20 protein-coding genes are annotated in these 20,961 nt (G+C 64.9%); 7 read left to right on the top strand and 13 right to left on the bottom strand.

The window, feature by feature from the left end; all coding sequences use genetic code 11:
* Nucleotides 1–169 precede the first annotated feature (169 nt).
* A complete protein-coding gene (locus YH64_RS12615; protein WP_370512743.1) occupies nt 170–619 on the top strand; it encodes a cytochrome c-type biogenesis protein CcmH in 450 nt (149 codons plus the stop codon).
* Nucleotides 616–2,178, top strand: a complete 1,563-nt coding sequence (ccmI, locus tag YH64_RS12610) for a c-type cytochrome biogenesis protein CcmI (RefSeq protein ID WP_143215356.1) — start codon at nt 616–618, stop codon at nt 2,176–2,178. Before YH64_RS12615 ends, ccmI begins: the two co-directional genes overlap by 4 nt.
* Nucleotides 2,179–2,186: 8 nt before the next feature.
* Here the strand turns inward: ccmI and YH64_RS12605 are convergent, their stop codons facing one another.
* From YH64_RS12605 to YH64_RS30530, 5 genes are all read right to left on the bottom strand, one after another.
* The gene (locus YH64_RS12605; RefSeq protein ID WP_046804569.1) at nt 2,187–5,369 is read right to left on the bottom strand and encodes a tetrathionate reductase subunit A; all 3,183 of its coding nucleotides are present in this window, start codon (nt 5,367–5,369) and stop codon (nt 2,187–2,189) included.
* Nucleotides 5,370–5,389: 20 nt separating this feature from the next.
* The gene (gene nrfD / locus YH64_RS12600) at nt 5,390–6,424 is read right to left on the bottom strand and encodes an NrfD/PsrC family molybdoenzyme membrane anchor subunit (RefSeq protein WP_046804568.1); all 1,035 of its coding nucleotides are present in this window, start codon (nt 6,422–6,424) and stop codon (nt 5,390–5,392) included.
* A gap of 19 nt (nt 6,425–6,443) precedes the next feature.
* Entirely contained in the window at nt 6,444–7,214 is a 771-nt protein-coding gene (gene dsrO, locus YH64_RS12595) for a sulfate reduction electron transfer complex DsrMKJOP subunit DsrO (RefSeq protein ID WP_046804567.1), read from the bottom strand.
* 129 nt (nt 7,215–7,343) lie between these two features.
* On the bottom strand, nt 7,344–7,886 hold the full coding sequence (locus YH64_RS12590) for a DNA-deoxyinosine glycosylase (RefSeq protein ID WP_082134456.1): 543 nt from the start codon (nt 7,884–7,886) through the stop codon (nt 7,344–7,346).
* 108 nt (nt 7,887–7,994) lie between these two features.
* Entirely contained in the window at nt 7,995–8,117 is a 123-nt protein-coding gene (locus tag YH64_RS30530; protein ID WP_255444373.1) for a hypothetical protein, read from the bottom strand.
* Nucleotides 8,118–8,454: 337 nt separating this feature from the next.
* Between YH64_RS30530 and YH64_RS12585 the strand changes: the two genes are divergently transcribed.
* The gene (locus YH64_RS12585; RefSeq protein ID WP_046804566.1) at nt 8,455–9,318 is read left to right on the top strand and encodes a pirin family protein; all 864 of its coding nucleotides are present in this window, start codon (nt 8,455–8,457) and stop codon (nt 9,316–9,318) included.
* 16 nt (nt 9,319–9,334) lie between these two features.
* On the opposite strand, the gene YH64_RS12580 is transcribed toward YH64_RS12585, so the two are convergent.
* The 5 genes from YH64_RS12580 to YH64_RS12560 form a co-directional block, all read right to left on the bottom strand.
* Nucleotides 9,335–9,886: a helix-turn-helix domain-containing protein gene (locus tag YH64_RS12580; RefSeq protein ID WP_046804642.1), complete on the bottom strand. Its 552-nt coding sequence runs from the start codon at nt 9,884–9,886 to the stop codon at nt 9,335–9,337.
* Between the two features lie 173 nt (nt 9,887–10,059).
* On the bottom strand, nt 10,060–10,752 hold the full coding sequence (locus YH64_RS12575) for a 3-oxoacid CoA-transferase subunit B (protein WP_046804565.1): 693 nt from the start codon (nt 10,750–10,752) through the stop codon (nt 10,060–10,062).
* Nucleotides 10,749–11,411: a CoA transferase subunit A gene (locus YH64_RS12570; RefSeq protein ID WP_046804564.1), complete on the bottom strand. Its 663-nt coding sequence runs from the start codon at nt 11,409–11,411 to the stop codon at nt 10,749–10,751. Before YH64_RS12570 ends, YH64_RS12575 begins: the two co-directional genes overlap by 4 nt.
* Before the next feature lie 2 nt (nt 11,412–11,413).
* Nucleotides 11,414–12,646, bottom strand: coding sequence for an acyl-CoA dehydrogenase family protein (locus tag YH64_RS12565; protein WP_046804641.1), 1,233 nt, complete (start codon nt 12,644–12,646; stop codon nt 11,414–11,416).
* A gap of 21 nt (nt 12,647–12,667) precedes the next feature.
* The gene (locus tag YH64_RS12560; RefSeq protein ID WP_143215355.1) at nt 12,668–13,648 is read right to left on the bottom strand and encodes a tripartite tricarboxylate transporter substrate binding protein; all 981 of its coding nucleotides are present in this window, start codon (nt 13,646–13,648) and stop codon (nt 12,668–12,670) included.
* Nucleotides 13,649–13,917: 269 nt separating this feature from the next.
* Here YH64_RS12560 and YH64_RS12555 point away from each other — a divergent pair, with 269 nt between their 5' ends.
* The 4 genes from YH64_RS12555 to YH64_RS12540 all read left to right on the top strand — a co-directional run bounded on the left by YH64_RS12555 (nt 13,918) and on the right by YH64_RS12540 (nt 18,138).
* Entirely contained in the window at nt 13,918–14,553 is a 636-nt protein-coding gene (locus YH64_RS12555; RefSeq protein WP_082134455.1) for a TetR/AcrR family transcriptional regulator, read from the top strand.
* Between the two features lie 107 nt (nt 14,554–14,660).
* Nucleotides 14,661–15,584 carry an MDR family oxidoreductase gene (locus YH64_RS12550; RefSeq protein ID WP_370512742.1) on the top strand — a complete coding sequence of 308 codons (924 nt, stop codon included), beginning with the start codon at nt 14,661–14,663 and terminating at the stop codon, nt 15,582–15,584.
* 270 nt (nt 15,585–15,854) lie between these two features.
* Complete coding sequence (locus YH64_RS12545; RefSeq protein ID WP_370512741.1) at nt 15,855–16,862, top strand: amino acid ABC transporter substrate-binding protein; 1,008 nt, start codon at nt 15,855–15,857, stop codon at nt 16,860–16,862.
* A gap of 73 nt (nt 16,863–16,935) precedes the next feature.
* Nucleotides 16,936–18,138, top strand: a complete 1,203-nt coding sequence (locus tag YH64_RS12540) for a PLP-dependent aspartate aminotransferase family protein (RefSeq protein WP_046804639.1) — start codon at nt 16,936–16,938, stop codon at nt 18,136–18,138.
* Between the two features lie 73 nt (nt 18,139–18,211).
* Here YH64_RS12540 and YH64_RS12535 read toward each other — a convergent pair whose 3' ends face one another.
* Genes YH64_RS12535 through YH64_RS12525 form a run of 3 tightly spaced genes read right to left on the bottom strand, consistent with a single transcriptional unit; the run spans nt 18,212 to nt 20,958 of the window.
* Nucleotides 18,212–18,820: a 2-hydroxychromene-2-carboxylate isomerase gene (locus YH64_RS12535; RefSeq protein ID WP_046804560.1), complete on the bottom strand. Its 609-nt coding sequence runs from the start codon at nt 18,818–18,820 to the stop codon at nt 18,212–18,214.
* A gap of 3 nt (nt 18,821–18,823) precedes the next feature.
* Nucleotides 18,824–20,155, bottom strand: a complete 1,332-nt coding sequence (locus YH64_RS12530; protein WP_046804559.1) for an MFS transporter — start codon at nt 20,153–20,155, stop codon at nt 18,824–18,826.
* Nucleotides 20,156–20,184: 29 nt separating this feature from the next.
* Nucleotides 20,185–20,958 (bottom strand): aldolase, encoded by a 774-nt coding sequence (locus YH64_RS12525; RefSeq protein WP_046804558.1) that lies wholly within the window; start codon nt 20,956–20,958, stop codon nt 20,185–20,187.
* Between the last annotated feature and the right edge of the window lie 3 nt (nt 20,959–20,961).

Raw genomic sequence — 20,961 nt, 5'->3', positions numbered from 1 at the left:
ACCCGGGATAGCAGGATTGACGGAGCTAAGGCCAACGCTGCCGTCGGAACCGGCGCGAACATCGACGGCCGTCTTGGCGTTCTTGCCGCCGTTCTTGCCGCCGTTCTTGGTGTCGTTCGTGATGCCACTCGTGATGTCACTCGTGATGCCAGTCTTGATGTCGCTCGTGATGTCATTCGCGTTGTCATTCGGCGCATCAGCTGTGCAGGCCGCTTCGCCGCCCGCCCCTGCCGCCCTGCCCGCGCTATCGCCCGCCGACCAGCAACGCGCCGACAAGCTGGCGCACGGGTTGCGCTGCCTGGTCTGCCAGAACCAGAGCCTGGCTGACTCCAACGCGCCGCTGGCGCATGACATGCGCAAGCTGATCCACGCGCAACTGGCCGACGGCCGCAGCGACGCGCAAATCATGCGTTTCTTTGAAGACCGCTATGGCGACTTCGTGCGCTACGACCCGCCCTTCAAACCCATAACGTGGTTGCTGTGGCTGGGGCCGTTCGCCCTGCTGGCGTTGGGCTTCTGGGTGTTGCTGCGCACCCTGAAGCGGCGCGCCGTGGCGCGCGCGCCGCTGACGGCCGACGAGCGCGCACGCGCCGCGAACTTTCTGGACACCGGCCCATGACCACGCTCTGGATCGTCGTCGTGCTGCTGTTGCTGGCGACCTTGCTATGCCTCATCCCACCTCTGCTGCGCCGCGCGCCGTCCACCGCGCCCGCCGCTGACGAAAGCCTGCGCGCTTTCTATCTGGCGCAGCGCGAGCAATTGCAGCGCGACGTGCGCAGCGGCAGCCTGACGCCCCAGGCCAGGCTGCGCGCGGAAGAAGAATTGCAGCGAGAACTGCTGCAAGACCTGGCGGCCAGGCAGCCCCGCGTGGGACCGGCGGGCGGCCAGCGCGCCGCCTTGGCCGCCGCCTGCCTGTTGAGCGTGCTGGTGCCCGTGGCTGCCGTGTTGCTATACGGCAAGCTGGGCAATCCGCGCGCGGTGGCGGACATGACGGCCACGCGCGCAGCGCCCGCGCATGCCAACATGGCGCGCGGCAACGCGGCGAACGGTGTACAGAACGGTGTGGGGATCGACCCGTCGATTGGTTTGCAGAACGGTGCTGCGAGCGACCCGGCAATCGGTGCGGCGCCGAATAATCCGGCAGCCAATGACAACGACAGTGACAGCGCCAACGACATGGCCATGGCCATCAACGCCTTGGCCCGGCGGCTGCGCGCCGCCCCGGACGATGCCGACGGCTGGTACATGCTGGCGCGGTCCTACGAAACGCTGGGGCGCTATACGGACGCCGTGGCCGCGTATCGGCAGGTGTTGCGCCTGGTGCCGGGCCAACCCGTCGTCTTGGCGGACCTGGCCGACGCGTTGTTGTCCGCCAACCAGGGCAAGCCCGACGCCAACGCCATCGCGGCGGTGGCCGAGGCGCTGGCCAATGACCCGGACCAGCCCAAGGCGCTGGCGCTGGCCGGCATGATGGCGTTGCGTCGGGGCGACGCCGCCGAGGCGCTGGGCCATTGGCAGCGGCTGCAAGCGTTGCTGCCGGCGGACTCCGACGCCGCGCGCCAGATCCAGTCGAACATCGCGCAGGCACGCGCCATGGCGGCCGGCGCATCGGTCTTGCCGACGACTGGCGTCAAAGACGGAGCACCGGTCTTGCCGACGACTGGCGTCAAAGACGGAGCACCGGTCATGCCAGGAACTGACGCCAAAGACAACGAACCGAGCATGCCGACCCGTGGCGCCCCAGGCGGCGAACCCGTCATGCCGGCCAGCGGTCTTCAGGCCGGCGCACCGTCGGCCAACAACGCAAGCGTTAATGGCAACGCCACGGCTGCCCCCGCCCGTCTATCCGGCACGGCGCGCATCGCCGACGCCCTTCGCGATCAGGTGCAGCCCGGCGATACCGTCTTCATCCTGGCACGGCCGGTCACGGGCTCGCGCATGCCGCTGGCCATCACGCAGTGGCGCGTCTCTGACCTGCCGCGCGCGTTTGTGCTGGATGACGGCAGCGCCATGTCGCCGGACGCAACGCTGTCCAAGGCCAGCCGCGTCCGCGTCGAGATCCGCATCAGCCGCTCGGGCAAGGCGGCGGCCGAACCCGGCGACCTGTCGGGCGTGCTGCCCGACGTGGACATCCGGGCCAGCGACCTGGAGCTGGTGGCAGACACCGTGGTGCGCTGACGCGCGCCTCAGACCCGCTCGATCCGCGCCGGCAAGCCCTGGCGCACGGCGGCGCCGGAGACCCAGTCGATCCACACGTTGGCGTGCACGCCACGCGTGGCGTCGCCAAAGCCCAGGTCATTCAGGTTGACCCCCGCCGCCAGCGACGCGTCGTGCGCCATGGCCTTGCCGTCGATGACGTGCGCGCGCGCGCCCAGTTCAGTGTGGCCGTATCCGTGTTCGATGCCGACCGCGCCCGGCTGGATGCCATCACGCAACAGCGCCAGCCCGCTCACCGCGCCGCCCGGCGTCACGATGCGCACCGCGTCGCCGTTGCGGATGCCCAGCCGTTCGCCGTCCTGGCGGTTGATCGACACGGGGTTATGCGGATGCACCTGCCGAAGCCGGTTCACCCCGATCGACATCGAACTCATCAGGTTCGACTTGAACGAAGTCAGCAAGAACGGCCAATCCTGCGCGGGATACTCGGCGCGCACGTCGCGGCCATCCGCCAGGCGCGGCGGATACCACGTGGGACAGCCGCTATAACGCTCGCCCGTCATGGCGTGGCGGAACGCGGCAAGGTCCTCGCTCCATACGTGCAGCGGCTTGGCGTACGCCGCGCGCGTCTGCCGGCCCGAACCGCTTTGCACCCAGGCGTCGTCCATCTTGTCGAAACGCCCGCCCCGGCTCATCAGCATCGCCACCTGCCGCCACTCGCCCGGTTTCAGCTTGCGTTGCAGCAGGTCGCGATAGCGTTCCACCCCGGTCAAGGCCATGTCTTCGTCGGTGGCCTCGGGCACGGCGCGTCCGCCCGCGAACGCGATATTGGCCATGCCGCGCAAAAAGAAGTCCTCGGGCGTGTCCAGCGCGTGCTTGCCACCGTCCTTGTCCGTGATGGCGTTGGCGCCAAAGCCCGGCATGCCCAGGCGTTTGGCGCAGGCGATCAGGAACGTTTCCAGGCAGACCGGTTCATTGGTAGCGGTGCGCGCCACCAACGGCTGCACGGCCGGCCAGCGCACGGTGGACGCCTTGGCGACCACGTCGGCCCACGGCGCCGACACGCCCCAGCTTTCATAGGTAACGGTGTCGGGCACGATGTAGTCGGCCAGCGCGTTGGTCTCGTTGATGAACGGGTTGATCGACACCGACAGCGGCAGAATGCGCGGGTCCTTCATCTTGTCGGCCAGCAGGGACTTGAAGCCCGCGATGCCGTAGACCGGGTTGCTCATGTGGTTGAACCACACCTTGGCGCGATACGGGTACCCCGCCAGCGCGGAGGCCAGCATCTCGGAACTTAGCCCGCCGGTGGCCGGATACCACGGCGCCGATGCGGGATAGGCAGGCTGGCCCGCCGCCTTCTTGCGCGAGAATTCGCTGGATTTCTCGTAGGGAAAACGGTTGCGCGACAAGGCCACGCCCTTGGGCGTGGCGCGGTTGGCAAAGCCGGCGATGTTGTAGCGCGGCCCCGGGCCGTAAGGCGGGAACGGGCCGGCGTCCAGCACCAGGCCACCGTCCACGTTCAGGTTGCCCACCAGCGTGTTGAGCATGGCGATGGCGTAGGCGGTGTAGAAGCCTGCGCCGCTCATCGTGCCGCCATGCGCGTCGGCCACGGCGCGCTTGCCGTAGCTGGTGAAGCGCTGCGCCAGCTGGGCGATCTTTTCCGCCGGCACGCCGCACAGGTCGGCGTATTCATCCAGCGATTTGCGATGCGATTCCTCGCGCAGCAGGGTCAGCGACGAACAGACGCGCAGCGCATCGGGCGCGCCCGCCAGGCCCGGTGCAGCGATGCGTTCGTCCACGAACAACGTCGCGGGCGATGCGTCCGTGTGCGGGGCCAGCGTGCCATCATCACGACGCACCACGTACACGTCTTCCCACTTGTCGCCGGCGTCCGCGGGGCGCGGCCAGCCCATGTCCGCGCCACGCAAAAAAGTGCCCAGGCGCGGGTGGCCGGGTTCGGCCACGACCAGATGCGTGGCGTTGGTCCAGGCGGCCTCGCCCGCCGCCTTCATGGCCTGCGGCCCGGGCTGCGCCAGCGCCTTGGCGTCAAAGCGTTCGTTGTCCAGAATCCAGCGGATCAGGCCCATGGCCAACGCCAGGTCGCTGGCGGGATTCACGGGCACCCATTCATTGCCGGAACCGGCCGACAGGCTGGACGAGGCCGGCAATACCGGCGACACGACCACGTAGGTAAAGCTGTCGGCCTGCGGACGCACGCGCGCCTCGGCCAACTGCCGGGCCTGGCGCTGGAACGGATTGCCGGCCTGCGCGGGCGCCGCCCCGATGAAGAGGCCGAAACGCGCGTTGTCCCAATCCGGCTTGCCATGGGGCATGCCCTTCAGGTCGCCCAATGCGGCGCCCGCGCCCACCCGAAAGCTCTGTCCGCAATACGACCCGTGATTACTGAAATTGACGGTGCCGAAAGACTGCGCGGCAAAGCGCTGGATCAGCGGCGTGCGGCCTTCGTTGGACGCATCCGTGAACAGGAATTGGTTGACGCGCGCGCCGTACTCGGGGTTTTCCGGGTCCAGCAGCGTGTCGCGGTCGTAGATGGCGCGCAGCCCGTCAACGTGGCCTTCGCGGAACAGGTCGCCGCCTTCGCACACTTCCTGCACCAGCTGCTCGAACGAAATGCTTTGCCACTTGCCTTCCCCGCGCGCACCCACGCGCTTTAGCGGTTGCAGCACGCGGTACGGGCTGTGCATCTGTTCAAGCATGGCCGAGCCGCGCGCGCAGGACGTGGCGCGCCCTTCCAGCCCGTTGTCGCCGCCCAGCTGCGCGTAGACCTCGCGCACGGGCGCTTCCATGGCCGCCGGCCGCGTCGTGGCCAAGGGGTGGTATGGGTTGCCGGCCACACGCAGAATGCGGTTTTGCGCGGTGTCCACGCGCAGGCGCACGCCGCACTGTGTCCAGCAGCCCAGGCAGCTGGACGGGCTGACTGTCTGGCCCGGCTGGGCGCTTAAGACGCCGGTCAGCGGGTCGATGCGAAATTCGGGCGTCAACGAGTTGCCGCGCACCGCGTGCGCGGTCGGCACGCCGGCCGTGCCCTGGGCCAGGCCCTTGACGGCCCGCGCCACCGTTTCGCCGTAGCCGGCCGCAAAGGCGGCCATGCCACCGGCGACCATGCCGCCGCGCACCATCAGCTTGCGCCGGGCGGCGTCATCCGGCGTATCCACGCCGGGCTTGTCGTCTTCGTGTTGCTTGTTCATTGCTTCGTGTTCCATTGCGGTCAGCCCGCCAAGCCGCGCTTGCGCGCCGGGTAGCTTTCCAGGGCCCAGGTCACCGCCGTGATCAGCGCCACGCACAGCCCCAGCACCCCAACCATGCCCAGCAGCCCATCGCTGCCCCACGGCATGTCATACAGATACAGGCCCGCGCCATACTTGGGCACGCCCTGCACGCTCATGAAGACCACCCAGCGGAAGATCCAGGCGGCGCCCAGCATCATCAGCGCCAACGTGGCCGAGGGCAGCGGTGCGGCAAGCGCTTGGGCCGGCCGTTGCAACAACGCAATCATGCAAAGGCCCGTGATGACCGCGCCCGCCAGGCTGATGCGCCAGATGGGAAAGTCGGCGAACAGCCGCAACGCCGCGTCAAACGACGGGTCGGCGCCCAACAGGCCCAAGCCCGCCCAGGCGCCCGCGCCCACCGCCATCAAAATCACGGCGGACAAGCTCAGCCCGCGCAACGTCTCCACCGGCAAGGCCTTCATGCCGCCGGGCAACCAGCGGCCCACCAGGAACATGGCGCCCAACGCGCCCAGCCAGGCCGTCAACGCGAAGTTCACGGGCAGGAACGCCGTGTGCCACAGGGGCCGCGACCGCAGCACCATGACTTCGGCGCCGGTGTAGACCAGGATGGACGCGGCCGACAGCGCCAGCCCGACCGCCAACACGCGCAGCCAACCGATGCGCCCCCACCACCACGCCGCGCAAAACAGCACCGACAGGCCGACGAATACAGGCAGCAACAAGGCGCCCAGCCACATCCACGACCAGGGCGTCAGGTGCGCATAGAAGTGCCAGAATCGGCCGGGCTGATGCAAGTCGGCCAGCAGAGAAACAGGCGCCGCGATGGCGCTGACCAGCAGCACGGCCACGGCGGCCGGCAACAAACGGCGCAACGGCGACCCCGCCTGGCCGAAAGCGGCGAAGGCGGCGGTCAACGCCGTGGTGGCCGCGATGCCGATTAGAAAGAAATACTGCACGGCCCAAGGCAGCCAGGCGGCGTCGTAAACCGGCGTGAGCAATTCCGAGATCTGCATGAAAGTCCCCTTTGATGGCTCAATGCCCGCCGGCCAGGCGCACGCCGGCCTGGCCGTCGACCTGGTGGACGAACGCATCGGGCAAGCCGATGTAGTAGACGTGGGGGTCGGTCTTCATTTCAGGTTTCAGCACCTTGATGTCGGCCTTGTGCTCCACCAGCAGCTTCGAGATGGCGCTGTCCGGGTCGTTCATGTCGCCGATGACGCGCGCGCCGCCCACGCAGCTTTCCACGCAGGCCGGCAGCAGCCCGGCTTCCAGCCGGTGCTCGCAGAACGTGCACTTGTCGGCGGTTTGCGTGTCGTGGTTGATGAAGCGGGCGTCGTACGGACAGGCCTGCACGCAATAGGCACAGCCCACGCAGCGTTCGTTGTCCACCAAGACGATGCCGTCTTCGCGCTGAAACGTCGCCTGCACCGGGCAGACCGGCACACAGGGCGGGTTGTCGCAGTGGTTGCACAGGCGCGGCAGCATCACCATGGCGCAGGGGCCGCCATCGTCGGGAGTCACTTCGTATTGCAGGACGGTGGTGCGGAACTGGCCGATGGGCGGCAGGTTTTCCAGTGAACAGCTGACCGTGCAGGACTGGCAGCCAATGCACTTGCGCATGTCGACGACCATGCCGTAGCGCTTGCCCGCCATGCCGGGGCGGCGCGGCGGCTGGCCGTTCAGGCCCGTGGCTTCGGCGTGGATGGGGATGACGGTGGCGGCGGCGCCAAGGCCGAGCAGCCCTTTGAGGAAACCGCGTTTACCCCGCAAAGGGGGGTCGGAAGAGACGGGGGATGGGGGCATTGCGGACAACTCCGGACAGGTAACTTCTTGTTGTTATTACCTTATCACCGGAAGTTATATAGACCGTTGATCTGAATCAAATCGGGGACAGAGATCCGTGCACCCTTTCCCCGTTGGCGATGGCCGGGATTACAAAGCCAGCGCGGCGCGCCAGGCTGCCAGCTTCATGTCGAACGAGGCGGCGGCATGGGCCGGGCTGGTCGATGGCAGGTCCACGTAGTCCAGCGCGCGTGCCTGCGGCGGCAACGTCGGCAGCACGTACCGGCGATACAGCGCCCCGGCCTTGGCCCCGTTGAAACACACGCGCGCGACGGCCGGGTGGGCGTCGAAAAAGGCCGCGAAATCATTGGGCACCAGGGTGTCGTGGCGGATGTCGGCATCCAGGCTGCCCGGCCGCTCGCAGGCATCCAGCACGTCCCACAGCGCGACGCCCGCGGCGCGCAGCGCTTGCAGCCGCTGCGGGTATTCCAGCGCCGCATCAAAGCCCAGCACCTGGGCCGCAATGGGCCAGAACGCGTTGCGTGGGTGGCCGTAATAGCGCGCCTGGCGTAACGAAGCCACCCCCGGCATGGACCCCAGCACCAACACCCGCGCATCGGGCGCGGCAACCGGCGCAAAGCCCCGGACATGGTCGGTGGGGCCGTCGGGCGCGAGAGTCTCGTCAGGTTTCATGGCGGCAGGATACGCCAGCTGGCCGAAGCGGCGATACGCCGGCCGGATGAAAGCGGGATAGCGCCGGCTGGCTCAAGGCGGGATACCGCCGGCGGGCGCAATGCCGGGTCAGGACAGCGCCTGCCACAGCATCCAGATCTTGCCGGTCAGCACCCCCACGGCCAGGGCGACGGCGGCCACGGACAGGTGCGCGGCGTGGGAACGGAGGCGGGAAATCAGAGGGCTAGTCATGGATCTGGGCGTCGGGTATTGGATGTCGGATATCGGGTGGCAAGAAGAAAAGCCGGGCCGGGCAACGTCGTGCGTCCGGCGGCAAGGGCTTCACGATAGGGAGACAAGCCCGTCCTAAAAATCGGATTATTCTTAAAAAATGGCGCCTCGTTCTTCTGGCTGATAGCCCTAAGAATGAGCCGCCGTTCTTCAGGATCCGCACAAGACAAGGCCGAGGGTCGTCCGATTCATGGAACAGTCCTTATCAAAATCCGAACTACTGAAAGCCCTGTTCCGCCCTAACCTTTATCCCCATGACGAACGGCTCCAAAGGGGCCGCGCAATAGGATTAGACGCCATGAAAAAGATCCTCGGCCTGCACGCCGCCCCCCGCCCCCACTGGGTCGGCGACGGGTTCCCCGTGCGCTCGATGTTCTCGTACAACGACAAGGGCAAGAATGTCAGCCCCTTCTTGCTGCTGGATTACGCCGGCCCGGCGAAGTTCGAGCCGGCCGACCACCCGCGCGGCGTGGGCCAGCATCCCCATCGCGGTTTTGAAACCGTCACCATCGTCTACAGCGGCGAGGTCGAGCATCGGGACTCCACCGGCAACGGCGGCGTCATCGGCCCGGGCGACGTGCAATGGATGACGGCCGCCTCGGGCATCCTGCATGAGGAATTCCATTCCCCGGCGTTCACGCGCACCGGCGGCGAGCTGGAAATGGTGCAGCTGTGGGTCAACCTGCCGGCCAAGGACAAGGGCGCGGCGGCGGGCTATCAAGGCATCTTGAACGCGGACATTCCGGTGGCGGCATTGCCGGACGAGGCAGGCAGCGTCCGCGTCATCGCGGGCAACTTCGACGGCCACGCCGGCCCGGCCCGCACCTTCACGCCGATGGACGTGTGGGACGTGCGCCTGAAGGCGGGCAAGTCCGCGACCTTCCCGGTTGCCGCGGGCCGCAACAGCATGCTGGTGGTGCTGCGCGGCACGCTGCTCATCAACGGCGAATCCGTGGCGCGCGACGCGCAGCTGGCGTTGTTTTCACAAGACGGCGAAGACATCACCGTTGAAGCCAACAACGACGCGGTGTTCCTCGTCTTGAGCGGCGAGCCCATCGATGAACCCGTGGTGGGCTATGGCCCCTTCGTGATGAACACGCAAGCACAGATCGTCGAAGCCATCCAGGACTTCAACGCCGGGCGCTACGGGCAGATGCATTGATACAGAAGGGGTGCCGCTAAAGCAGCATGGGGTCGCGGCTGGTCACCACGATCAGCCCCACCCCTTCTTTTTTTCCTACGGAAACCAGCTTGTGCGGCATTGATGAATTGAACTGGACGCAATCGCCCACATCCAGGATTTCCTTTCTGTCGCCCACCGTCAGTTCCAGCTTGCCCGCCAGCACGTACAGGATCTCCTCGCCGTCGTGATGGCTCAGAATCCGCTTTTTGGCCCGCCCGCCGTTGAACTGGCCAGGCCGGATGACAAAGGCACGCATCAGCCGGTTGCCGTTGGCACCGGCCACCAGCGACAGGTATTCGCTGGCTTCGTCGGGTCCGGCATCCTTGGCGCGCACGATGGAAAATTCGTCGCGCTGTTCCGACTTGCCGAACAAGCGGTCCACGTTCACGCCCAATGCATGGGCGAGCTTGAACGCGGTTTCGATCGACGGCGTGGAAATTCCCCGCTCGACTTTGGATATGTAGCTACGCGTCAGCCCACAGGACTGTGCCAACTGCTCCAAGGTCAGGCCTGCCTGCACGCGAAGAAGCTTCAGTTTTAGCGCCACGTAGAAATCCTTCAGGATGGGTATCGGCACCGCGCGGTGGGCGGCCGGGTTGATATCCTGGGGATTGTATGCAGATTCGTGCGGCCGATCGCGCCCGCATGCGCTCATGCGTTCAGGCGCTCATTCGTTCCAGGCGAACGGCCGCCGGCTTCCTCAAAGGGCGCTGTGTTGCATCACGCGCCCGCCGGCTCCATAGTGCCGTCTTCGCGGATAACCCCAAGGCGGCAGCCAAACTGAAGCGGCGCCTCAGTCATGGCTTGCAGTGCTTCCGGCGTCAGCCCTTGCCGTACCGCCTCGACGCGCAGGCCATCTGGCTCCACGGCCATGACGCAATAGTTGGTGAATACGCGCTTGACCACGCCCACCGCCGTCAATGGCAAGGTGCAGCGCCTTACCAGGCGGGGCACGTTGTCCTTGGTCACGTGATCCATCATGACCCAGATCTGCTTGGCGCCCACGGCCAGGTCAACGGCGCCGCCGATCGCGGGCGGCGCGCCGTCAACATTCCCGGTATTCCAATTGGCCAGGTCGCCAGATGCGGACACCTGAAAGGCGCCCAGCACCGCCACGTCGATGTGCCCGCCCCGCATCATCGCAAATGCCATGCTGGAGTCAAAGAAGGCTCCGCCGGTCTTGATCGTGACGGGGCTTTTTCCCGCATTGATCAGGTCGAAGTCTTCCTCACCCGGGGCCGGTTTGGGGCCCAGGTTGAGCATGCCGTTCTCGCTATGCAGAATCACACCCAGTTCGTCGGGCAGATGATCGGCAATCAGGGTCGGCGCGCCGATGCCCAGATTCACAAAGGCATTGCGCGGCAGGCTGTGCGCGACCATTCTGGCCATGCTGTCTCGGGTCAAGGGGTTCATGCGCGCTCCGCTAGAAAAACCCTGTCTACAAAGATGCAGGGCGTGATGATGGCTTCGGGGTCCAGGTTGCCGGGAGCCAAAATTTCAGCCACCTCCACCACGACGGTGTCGGCAGCGGTGGCCATGACCGCCTGGTGATTGCGGCCCGTCTTGTTGTAGACCACATTGCCCATGGTGTCGGCGGCGCGGCCTCGCAGCAGCGCAAAATCCGCTTTCAGCGGCAGCTCCAGCAAGTAGGTCTTGCCGCCGACTTCCAGCTGTTGCTTGCCATGCTCGAACAGCGTACCCACGCCGACGGGGCTCAGGAATCCGCCCAGCCCGGCCCCGGCCGCGCGAATCCGCTCAACCAGCGTGCCTTGCGGCACCAACTCCAGTTCAACCGTGCCTGCTCGATACTGCTCAGCAAACGCCGCGGCGCTTCTGGGGTAAGAGCAAATGATCTTGCGAACGATCTTCGCCGCGAACCACGCCGACAGGTCGCCCGCGCCGGAGCCGGCATTGTTTGAAATCACCGTCAGGTCGCGCACGCCAGCGGCCAAGACGGCTTCGATCAGGCGCCGGGGCAGGCCCGCCCCGCCAAAGCCGCCCACCATCACGGTGTGTCCGTCCTGCAATCCAGATAGGGCCGCGCCGGCCCCGTCCACAACGATGTTTCTCACGTCTATTCCCCTTCCGTCGTCACGCAATAATCTTTGGCCAGGTTCTTTCCGACCCGGTCCAGCAACAGCTGGCCAGTGCCGTCCGTGTAGGCGGCAAAGCGCAGTTCCGCCTGATGCATCGACAAGCGCAACGCGGGCGTGGTGCCGATCGCGCCCACGCAGCGCAGGCACTGGTCCACTCCCCAGATGGCGGTATCCACGGCAAACTTCTTGGCCTGGGCCGCCACCGTCACGGCGTCGTTGCCGTCGTTGAGATGGCGGGCCGCCTGCACCATTAGCGCGTTGGCCGCTTCCAGACGCGTGGCGACCTCGGCCAATTCCCAGCGCAAGCCCTGGTGGCCGATCAGCGGCTGGCCGAAGGTGGTTCGGTCGGCGCAATAGGCAACGGTTTCGGCCAGCGCCGAGTACAGCGTTGCGGTGCACATCGCCGCCACATGAACACGCGCGGCGTTGATCGTGGCCATCGACGCCTTGAACGCATCGCCAGGCGCGCCCAGCATGGCCCAGTCGGGCACGGGGTGTTCCCGCAGTTCGATCTCCGCAAGCCGAAACGACGCTCCGCCCACCGTGCTGATTTCCCGGCGCGACCACGTCGGCGCGGGCGCGCCAAGGTCCACGAGGAAGCTTGCGGTCGGCCCCTCGTCCTGCCCAGGCGGCACTGCTTTGGCCATCACCAGCGGCAGGTTCACGATCTGCCCATTGGTCACCCAACGCTTGGTGCCCGACAGCAGCCAACGCTGGCCAGAGCGCTCGGCGCGCATCGACAAGGCGGAAAGATCGCTGCCCGCCTGGGGTTCGGACAAGGCCGGCGCGCCCAGCAACTGCCCGCTTGCCAGCCCGGCAAGGTAAGCCTGCTGTTGCCTGGCGCTGCCCCCGCGCGCGACCCGCGTGACGGAGCCCTGAAGGTTGTTCAGCGAAAAGGCCGTGGCAAAGCTGTGTCGCGCGACCTCTTGGGCCAAGCGGATCTTGCACAGAAATGACGCGCCGAGCCCCCCCGCCGATTCGGGCGCCTGCAAGGCCAGAAAGCGTTGCGCGGCCCAGTCATGCAGGATCGTGATCGGATACGGCTCGCCCAATGTAAAGGCGGCATGGGCGGCTGCGGCTACGTGCTGGTGGCAAAAGGCCCGGGCTTGTTGAATGGCACGTTGTTCGGCGTCATTGAGCAATGCGTCCAATGGGGCAAAGAACCCTAATTTTCCGGCCAGACTGGCGCCGGTCGAGGAAGAGGCAGTCATCATCGTGCTCGTTCAGGGTGCTCAGTTGACGGGAATGTTGGCGTCGACCACGAAGGTCTTCCAGTACGCGATTTCCTGGTTCACGTCTTTCTGGAATGCCTGCGGTGTTGAGCCCGGGATCGGCACCGCGCCGATCGTTGCCAGTTGCGCCTGAAAGGTCGGGCTGCGCACCAGCGTCGACACGGCCTGGCTCAAGCGCTGAACCACGCCCGCGTCCATGCCGGCCGGGCCGGTCAGGCCGAACCAGGGCGACAGTTCCATGGGGCGGGCGCCCGCCTCGGCCAACGTGGGCACGTCCGGGAAATCCGGCGACCGCTCGGGCGCCGCGATGGCCAACGCCTTCAGCCTTCCCGACTTCACGTGCGCGGCAATCGTGGCTTCGGTGAAGAAACCCACCTGCACGACGCCCGCAATCAGGTCAGTGATTGGCTGCGCCCCCCCGGGATAGCTCACAAAGGTCATCTTTACGCCGTTGTCCATATCGAACAAGGCGCCGCCAATGTGCGACGTTGCGCCGTAGGTTCCGCTGTAATTCAGCTCGCCGGGGTGTTTCCTGGCGTAGGCGATCAAGCCCTTGATATCGGGTATCGGCAGCTTGGGATCGATGACGACCAGGTTGCGCTGTTTGGCTATTTTTCCGATGTAAGTGAAGTCCTTGGCGGCGTCGTACGGCAACGTCTTGTTCAACGCTACCCCACGCGTCTGCGACGATTCCACGCTGACCAGCAAGGTGTAGCCATCAGGCGCGGCCGCGGCCACTGCCCGTGCAGCGATCACCCCACCGGCCCCGCCGCGATTCTCGACCACGACGGGCTGGCCCAGTTGTTCCGACAGGCCCTTGCCGATCAACCGCGCGATGATGTCCGTCGGCCCGCCGGGCGGAAAACCGACAAGCAGGCGAATGGGCTTGCCGGGATACGCGTCGGCCAACACATGGGAACTGGAGCCCATCGCCACCACACAAAAGCTCGCCGCCAACAGTCGTGACAATCCAAATTTCATGAACTTCCCCTTTTGTTGGCCTTGGCGTCAACGCACCGACCGTGGGGAAAGTATCGACGTATGTACACTTTGTGTCATTAGGGAAACTACCGGGGCGTCGAAAATATTTGGTCCAAAGGCCGCCAAAGACCGTGGTATCGACAACTAAAAAATCCATAAATTACGCGATAAGACAGGGTTTTATCCGAATTTTCAGGACCCCAAGCAAGGAGTCATAGCGCGGCAAACGACGCACTTGAAATAAGAAACGATCGGTCTATACTGCGCCAATGAACACGACACCCCCTGCACGAACCGGCCGCAGAACGCGTGCCCAGGCGTCCTTGGCGCTGGTCGAAACCCGCGACCTGCTAATCCGGGTCGGCATGCAGTTGTTGACCGAACGGGGATTCACCTCCACGGGACTGGACGCCATCCTCAAGCGCGCCACCGTCCCGAAAGGCTCCTTCTATCACTACTTCAAGAACAAGGAAGACTTCGGCCTTCAAGTGATGCAGGCTTACGACGACTACTTCGGCAGGAAGCTTGACCGCTGGCTGCTTGACGCATCCACCCCGCCCTTGCAACGCCTGCGTAATTTCGTTGACGACGCCAAGCAAGGGATGGCGCGGCATGACTACGCTCGCGGCTGCCTGATTGGAAACTTCGGCCAGGAAGTGGGCGCGCTGCCGGAGCCGTACCGCCAGGCCATGAACGGGATTCTTCAGGAGTGGGAAGCGCGCGTGGCGGCCTGCCTGATAGCCGCCCAAGAGCAAGGCGCCCTCGGCGCGCAAGCGGATTGCGAGTCGCTTGCCCGGTTCTTCTGGATTGGCTGGGAAGGCGCGGTTCTGCGCGCCAAGATGATGCGCAGCGCCGCGCCCATGGACATCTTTCTTGATGGTTTTCTTGCGGGTCTGCCAGGCTGATCCCGCTTACGCCGGCCGACCGGCCCGGCCCCTCTTACGGAGCTTCCATGTTTAATGGCATCTTGATCGAGAAAGACGACAGCGGTTACCGCGCGTCGATTCAACAGATGGAACAAAGCCGCCTGCCGCAGGCGGACGTGCTGGTCAAAGTGGACTACAGCACCTTGAACTACAAGGACGCGCTGGCCATCACGGGACAGGGCCCGATCGTACGCAGCTTCCCGATGGTGCCGGGCATCGACTTGGCCGGGGTGGTTGAACACAGCGACCACGCGGATTTCAAACCCGGACAACGCGTCATCCTGAATGGTTGGGGCGTGGGAGAGCAGCACTGGGGCGGCCTGGCCCAGTTCGCGCGGGTGGATGCGCAGTGGCTGATACCGGCGCCCGACAGCATATCGAGCCGGCAGGCAATGGCCATCGGCACCGCCGGTTATACGGCGATGCTGTGCGTCATCGCGCTGGAAAAGGCCGGCATCCGGCCGGACGCCGGCGACATCCTCGTGACCGGCGCCAATGGCGGTGTCGGCGGCTACGCCATTGCCATCCTGCACAAGCTGGGATACCGCGTCGTGGCCGCTACCGGCCGACCCAATGAACGCGATTACCTGACCGCTTTGGGCGCGGCGGACATCATTGACCGGTCGACCCTTTCCGCGCCCGGCAAGCCGCTGCAAAAAGAGCGTTGGGCCGCCGGGGTCGATTCCGTCGGCAGCCACACACTGGCCAACTTGTGCGCCAGCGTAAAGGCAGACGGCGCCGTGGCTGCCTGCGGCATGGCGCAAGGCCTGGACTTTCCGGCGTCGGTCGCACCGTTCATTCTTCGCGGCGTCAGCCTGTTAGGGGTCAATAGCGTGACGCGCCCGCGCGCCGAACGCATCCAGGCATGGAGCCGGCTTGCCACGGACTTGCCCGCCGACATCATCGACCGCATCAGCCGCGACATCCCCCTGCGCGAAGCCGTCGCCACCGCGCACGACCTGATGGCAGGCAAGGTGCAGGGGCGCGTCGTAGTGGACGTCAACGCCTGACGCGTAGGCGTTTGAACTGGGCCAGTTTGCGCGAATTCTTCCGTACCAGAATGCGCCCGACAATTACCGGGACGCGCGGCCGCTATCGCTTTTCATAGGAGCAAAGCGGCTGTTCCCGCGCCCGGGAATAGCCCCGGATTCGGCAGCGGAGGAACCGCTAGCGTATACCCGCATGGACACTTTGAGTCATAAACGACACATTACAAGCGTCCTGCGAAGCGCCGATCAGACGTCTCGCCTACCCCCTCCGGGAGCCCTGCCTTGAGAATCCTGCCGATCCTTAGCGCCTTGAGCCTTGCCGCGCTCTGCACGCAAGCCGCCCACGCCGGCGCCACGTTCGAGAACATCAAGAAGCGCGGCTTTGTCCAATGTGGCGTCACGACGGATCTGCCCGGCTTCGCCTACACCGACAGCCGCGGCGTGTGGCAAGGCATCGATGTGGACACCTGCCGCGCGATTGCAGCGGCAATGTTTGCCGACCCAGGAAAATCCAAGATCGTTCCGTTGACCACACAAGCCCGCTTTACCGCGTTGCAGTCGGGCGAGGTTGATGTGCTGACCCGCAACACGACGCAGACCATGACGCGAGACACGTCGTTGGGGCTAATTGGCGCCGGGGTCAATTACTACGACAGCCAGGGGCTGATGGCCAAGACCGCGATCGGCATCAAGAGCGCGAAAGCGCTGGATGGCGCGACGATCTGCGTTCTGCCCGGCACGACAACCGAGCTGAACCTGGCCGACTGGTTCCGAGGCAATGCCATTACCTTCAAACCGGTGGTGCTGGACAAGTTCGATGAGATCCTGCGGGCCTTCTCGGCAGGCCGATGTGATGCGATCACTGCCGACAAATCCATGCTTGCCGCCACGCGCCGCAACTTGGGCAGCGATGCCGAGTACATCATCTTTCCGGAATCGCTGTCCAAGGAACCGCTTGGGCCGATGGTGCGCCAAGGCGACGAGCAGTGGTTCAACACGGTGCGCTGGACGTTGAACGCCTTGCTGGAAGCAGAGGAATACGGCATCACGCAGGCCAATGTGGACGACATGCTGAAAAGCGCAAACCCCAACGTGCAACGAATCCTTGGCGTCGTTCCCGGCATGGGCAAGAACCTGGGACTGGAGGACAAATGGGCCTACAACATCGTCAAACGGGTCGGCAACTACGGCGAGATCTACGAGCGTACGCTGGGAATGACAAGCGCCCTGAAACTGGAGCGTGGCATGAACGCGCTCTACAGCAAGGGCGGAATCATGTATGGCTGGCCGATCCGGTAGGCCTGGCGGCTCCCGAATCCAATCGAATCGAACCAAACCACCGAACCGACAGGACATCTCCCAGGACGCAATGATGAAAGACCACGCCAAAGACACTCGCCCGCCGGGCTTTGCCACCAAGGCGATCCACCACGGCTACGACCCTGTGGCCTTTGAAGGCGCCGTGTCGCCCCCCATCTTCCTGACATCGACCTACGCATTTGAATCCACCGAGCAATTTCAGGCGGTGTTCTCGGGCGACAGCGACCGCTGCGTATACGGTCGCCAACAAAATCCCACGCAAAAGCTGCTGGAAGATCGGCTGGCGGCGCTGGAGGGCGCCGAAGCCGCCATTGTGACGGCCTCGGGCATGGGTGCCATTGCCTCCACGTTGCTGACCTTGCTTGCGGCCGGTGATGAAATCGTCGTGCACCACACCATCTACAACACCGCCGGCGCCTTGATGGATGAGGGGCTGCCCAAGTTCGGCGTAAAAGTGGTGCGCGCCGATCTGAGCACAGCGGCCGGCACCCAGGCAGCGATCACGCCGGCCACCAAGCTGGTCTATTTCGAGACGCCCATCAATCCGTCTTGCGAAGTGCTGGACATCCAGCGTATTGCTCAGGCGGCAAAGCGCGTTGGCGCCATGGTGATCGTGGATTCAACGTTTGCATCGCCCGCGCTTCAACGCCCCATCGAACACGGGGCCGACTTGGTTATCCATTCCTTGACCAAGTACCTCAACGGGCATGGCGATATTCTGGGCGGGGTGGCGATCGGCCGTCGCGACACCATTGAGGCCATACGCGCGGCCGGGGCCAAGTATCTGACCGGCGCCACGCCGTCACCGATGTCCTGCTTTCTGGTGCTGCGCGGGCTGAAGACGCTGGATATCCGCATGGAGCGCCATAGCAAAAACGCCTTGGCGGTGGCCCAGATGCTGTCCGCGCACCCGGCCGTGGCCCGCGTTATCTACCCCTTCCTGCCCAACTTTGCCGACCGCGATATCGCCCGCCGGCAGATGTCGGCCGGCAGCGGCATGGTGTCGTTCGAACTGAAAGCCGGCTTTGACGGCGTGGCGCCGATGATTGACAAGCTCAACATCATTGCGCGCGGCATCAGCCTGGGCGACACGGATTCGCTGATCTATCACACGGCGGGCATGGTCGACGCGCGCAAGAAGATCAATCCGAGTCTGCGCCTGAGCCCGGGCGTGAGCCCTGGGCTGGTTCGGCTGTCGGTTGGCCTGGAAGACATCGACGATCTGCTGGACGATCTGAGACAAGCGCTGGCTTGATCCTTCGCCAGCAACGCGCCGGGGCCGCGGGCGGCCCCCGGCGGCCTGCCGGGCGACCGCCCCGGTGTCGGGGTCAGCCCGCGCGTTCAAGCGTGATCGCGCGGTCCAGCATATCCAGGCGATCCTGCCCCCAGAAGACCTCACCGTCATAGACATAACTGGGCGACCCGAACACGCCCGCCGCGACCGCGTCGTCGGTGTTCTTTCTATAACGGGCTTCGATGTCCGGCTGCGCCGCCCGGTCAAAGATCGCCTGCGCCGCGTATCCCTGCTCGGCCAGAATGCGGCGCAACACCGTGGGGTCGGAAATGTCCTCGTCGTCACACCACTCGGCTTGCAGTATCCGCGTGTACAGCGGTGTGATGGGCTGGGGCACTTCCAGGGCCGCGATCACCAGTCGCGACGCCAGGTCCCCGTTGGGACACATGAACGCCGGCTGCGGGTTGACCGGCGTCTCCAACAGCCGGCACCAGCGCTTCAGTTCGGCAATGCGATAGGCCTGCCGCTCGGGCGACCGCTGGCCGAGTAGCACGCCGCCGGTACGTCGATAGACGTCGGGCAGATCGACAAGCCGATAGTTGATGCCGACGCCATGCCGCGCGGCCAGCGCGTCCAGCCGCTGCGCGCCTAGATAGGCCCAGTCGGAGTTGATCCAGAAGTAATAGTCGATGTTCTTGTCCATGGCTTAGCGCGTCGTGATGGGTTGACGGGCGTTGAACCGTTCGGGTCCGTGCATGAACAGCGCGCTGGCCGCTGCGATAACGCCAAGAATGCTCAGGTACCAGACGATGTACTTGGGATTGCCGTCGGCGTAAGCCAACAGCGACGTAGCGATCAACGGCGCCAGGCCGCCGCCGATGGCGCCCGACACCTGCACGGCAAGCGATATTCCGCTGTAGCGCACTTCCGGCGGGAACTGCGATGAAAACAAGCTGCCCTGCGGCCCATACAAGCAACCATAGATCAAGCCCACCGCAATGATCATCGCCCAATTGATGCTGCCAGGCTGGCCGGTCTGCAGCAGCGTGAAAAAGGTGGGCGCATAGAAGATGATGGCCAGTGACCCCAGGATGAACACCGAGCGATAGCCGACGCGGTCGCCAAGAATGCCGAACAACGGCATGGTGAACAGCGCCGCTGCCGCGCCCCAGATGGTCGCGTCCAGCATCACGGCACGGGGCACGCCCAGGCTTCCCGTCGCATACGCCAAGGCAAAGGTCACCACCGTATAGAACCAGGTCACTTCGGCCAGGCGCCCGCCGATAACGGCCAACACTTCACGGGGATACTTCTTCAGCACGACCTTGGCGGGCACATCGACTTTTTCTCCCTTGTTTTCCATGTTCTGAAAGTCGGGCGATTCCGCCACCTTGACCCGGATGAACCAGCCGACCAACAACAGCACGACGCTGGCCACGAAGGGCACGCGCCATCCCCAGGACAACATGTCTTCTTCGGGCAGCTGCGCTACCGCCGCCATCGCCAGCGACGACAGAATCAGTCCCGGCGCCACACCCACTTGCGGCAAGCTGCCAAAGAACCCTTTCTTGCCTTCGGGCGCATGTTCCACGGCCATCAACACGGCCCCACCCCATTCGCCGCCCACGGCAATGCCCTGCAAAAATCGCATGCAGACCAGCAACACGGCCGCCCAATAGCCGATGCTGTCGTAAGACGGGATCAGCCCGATGAGGATGGTCGGTATGCCCATCAAAAACAGCGTAATCAACAGCATGGACTTGCGACCGACCCGGTCGCCGAAATGCCCGAAGATGACGCCGCCCAGTGGCCGGGCAAAAAAGCCCACCGAATAAGTGGCGAAGGCGGCCAGCGTCCCGGTGATGGGATCGAAAGCGGGAAAGAAAATCTTGTTGAAAATCAGCGCCGCGGCGGTGCCGTACAAAAAGTAGTCATACCACTCGATCGTGGTGCCCATGAAGCTGGCAATGCCCGCCGTAACGTGCTGGCGCGACTTCCCCTTGCCACCCTGATTGGATTGGGTGTTCTTGTCGTTCATTTGGTGTTCCTTGCGGAGGTAGGCGCGGCTTATTTCGGGCCGGCAAGCCGGTCCGTCTGACGGGACCAGTAATTGAAAGTGGCTTGGACAATGGAGCGCTTGAGCAGGTAGTCGTGCGCTTCCTTCGCCAGCCTCGCGTCCACCGGCGTCAATGGGCCGAACGCCTGGGCGCGCACCTGCAAGCGCGCGGCGCGTTCCAGGTAAACGGACAGATAGGTGGCTTCCTCGACCGAAACGCCGGCGGTCAGATAGCCGTGATGGGCCAACAAAATAGACTTCTTTTGGCCCAATGCCGCCGAAATGATCACGCCCTCTTCGTCTGCAATCGGCACGCCCGGCCATTCGCCAAGAAAGGCGCAATCGTCGAACAGCGGCGCCATGTCCATCTGCGCCACAACCAAAGGCTGGCGCGCGGTGGCCAGCGTGGTCGCCCAAGGCGAATGCGTGTGGATGATCGATTGGACGTCGGGCCGATTGCGGTACACCCACAGGTGAAAACGGGTGGCCGGGTTGGCCATGCCGGTGCCGGAAATCGTATTCAGGTCCTGGTCGACCTCGATAAAGTCGTCAGGCGTGGCTTCGTCAAAGCCCAGGCCGAAGCGTAGTGTCCAATAGGCATTTGGCGTGTCCGATCGCGCGCTGATCTGCCCCGCCAAGCCCGCTTCTTGCCCCGTCATCGCCAGGATGCGACAGGCGTAGGCCAGGGTTTCATTCAAGGACCGATCCTGGCCTTTGAGGTGTTGCGCCATCTCTTGCGTGGCGCGCTCGTCGAAATACGCTTTGCTGCGGAGCTCGTCGCTCATCTC

It is taken from the genome of Achromobacter sp. LC458 (assembly GCF_001005835.2).
Classification (GTDB): domain Bacteria; phylum Pseudomonadota; class Gammaproteobacteria; order Burkholderiales; family Burkholderiaceae_B; genus Achromobacter; species Achromobacter spanius_B.
Note: the sequence above shows the minus strand (reverse complement) of the source record. Positions and strands in the feature narration are given on the sequence as shown.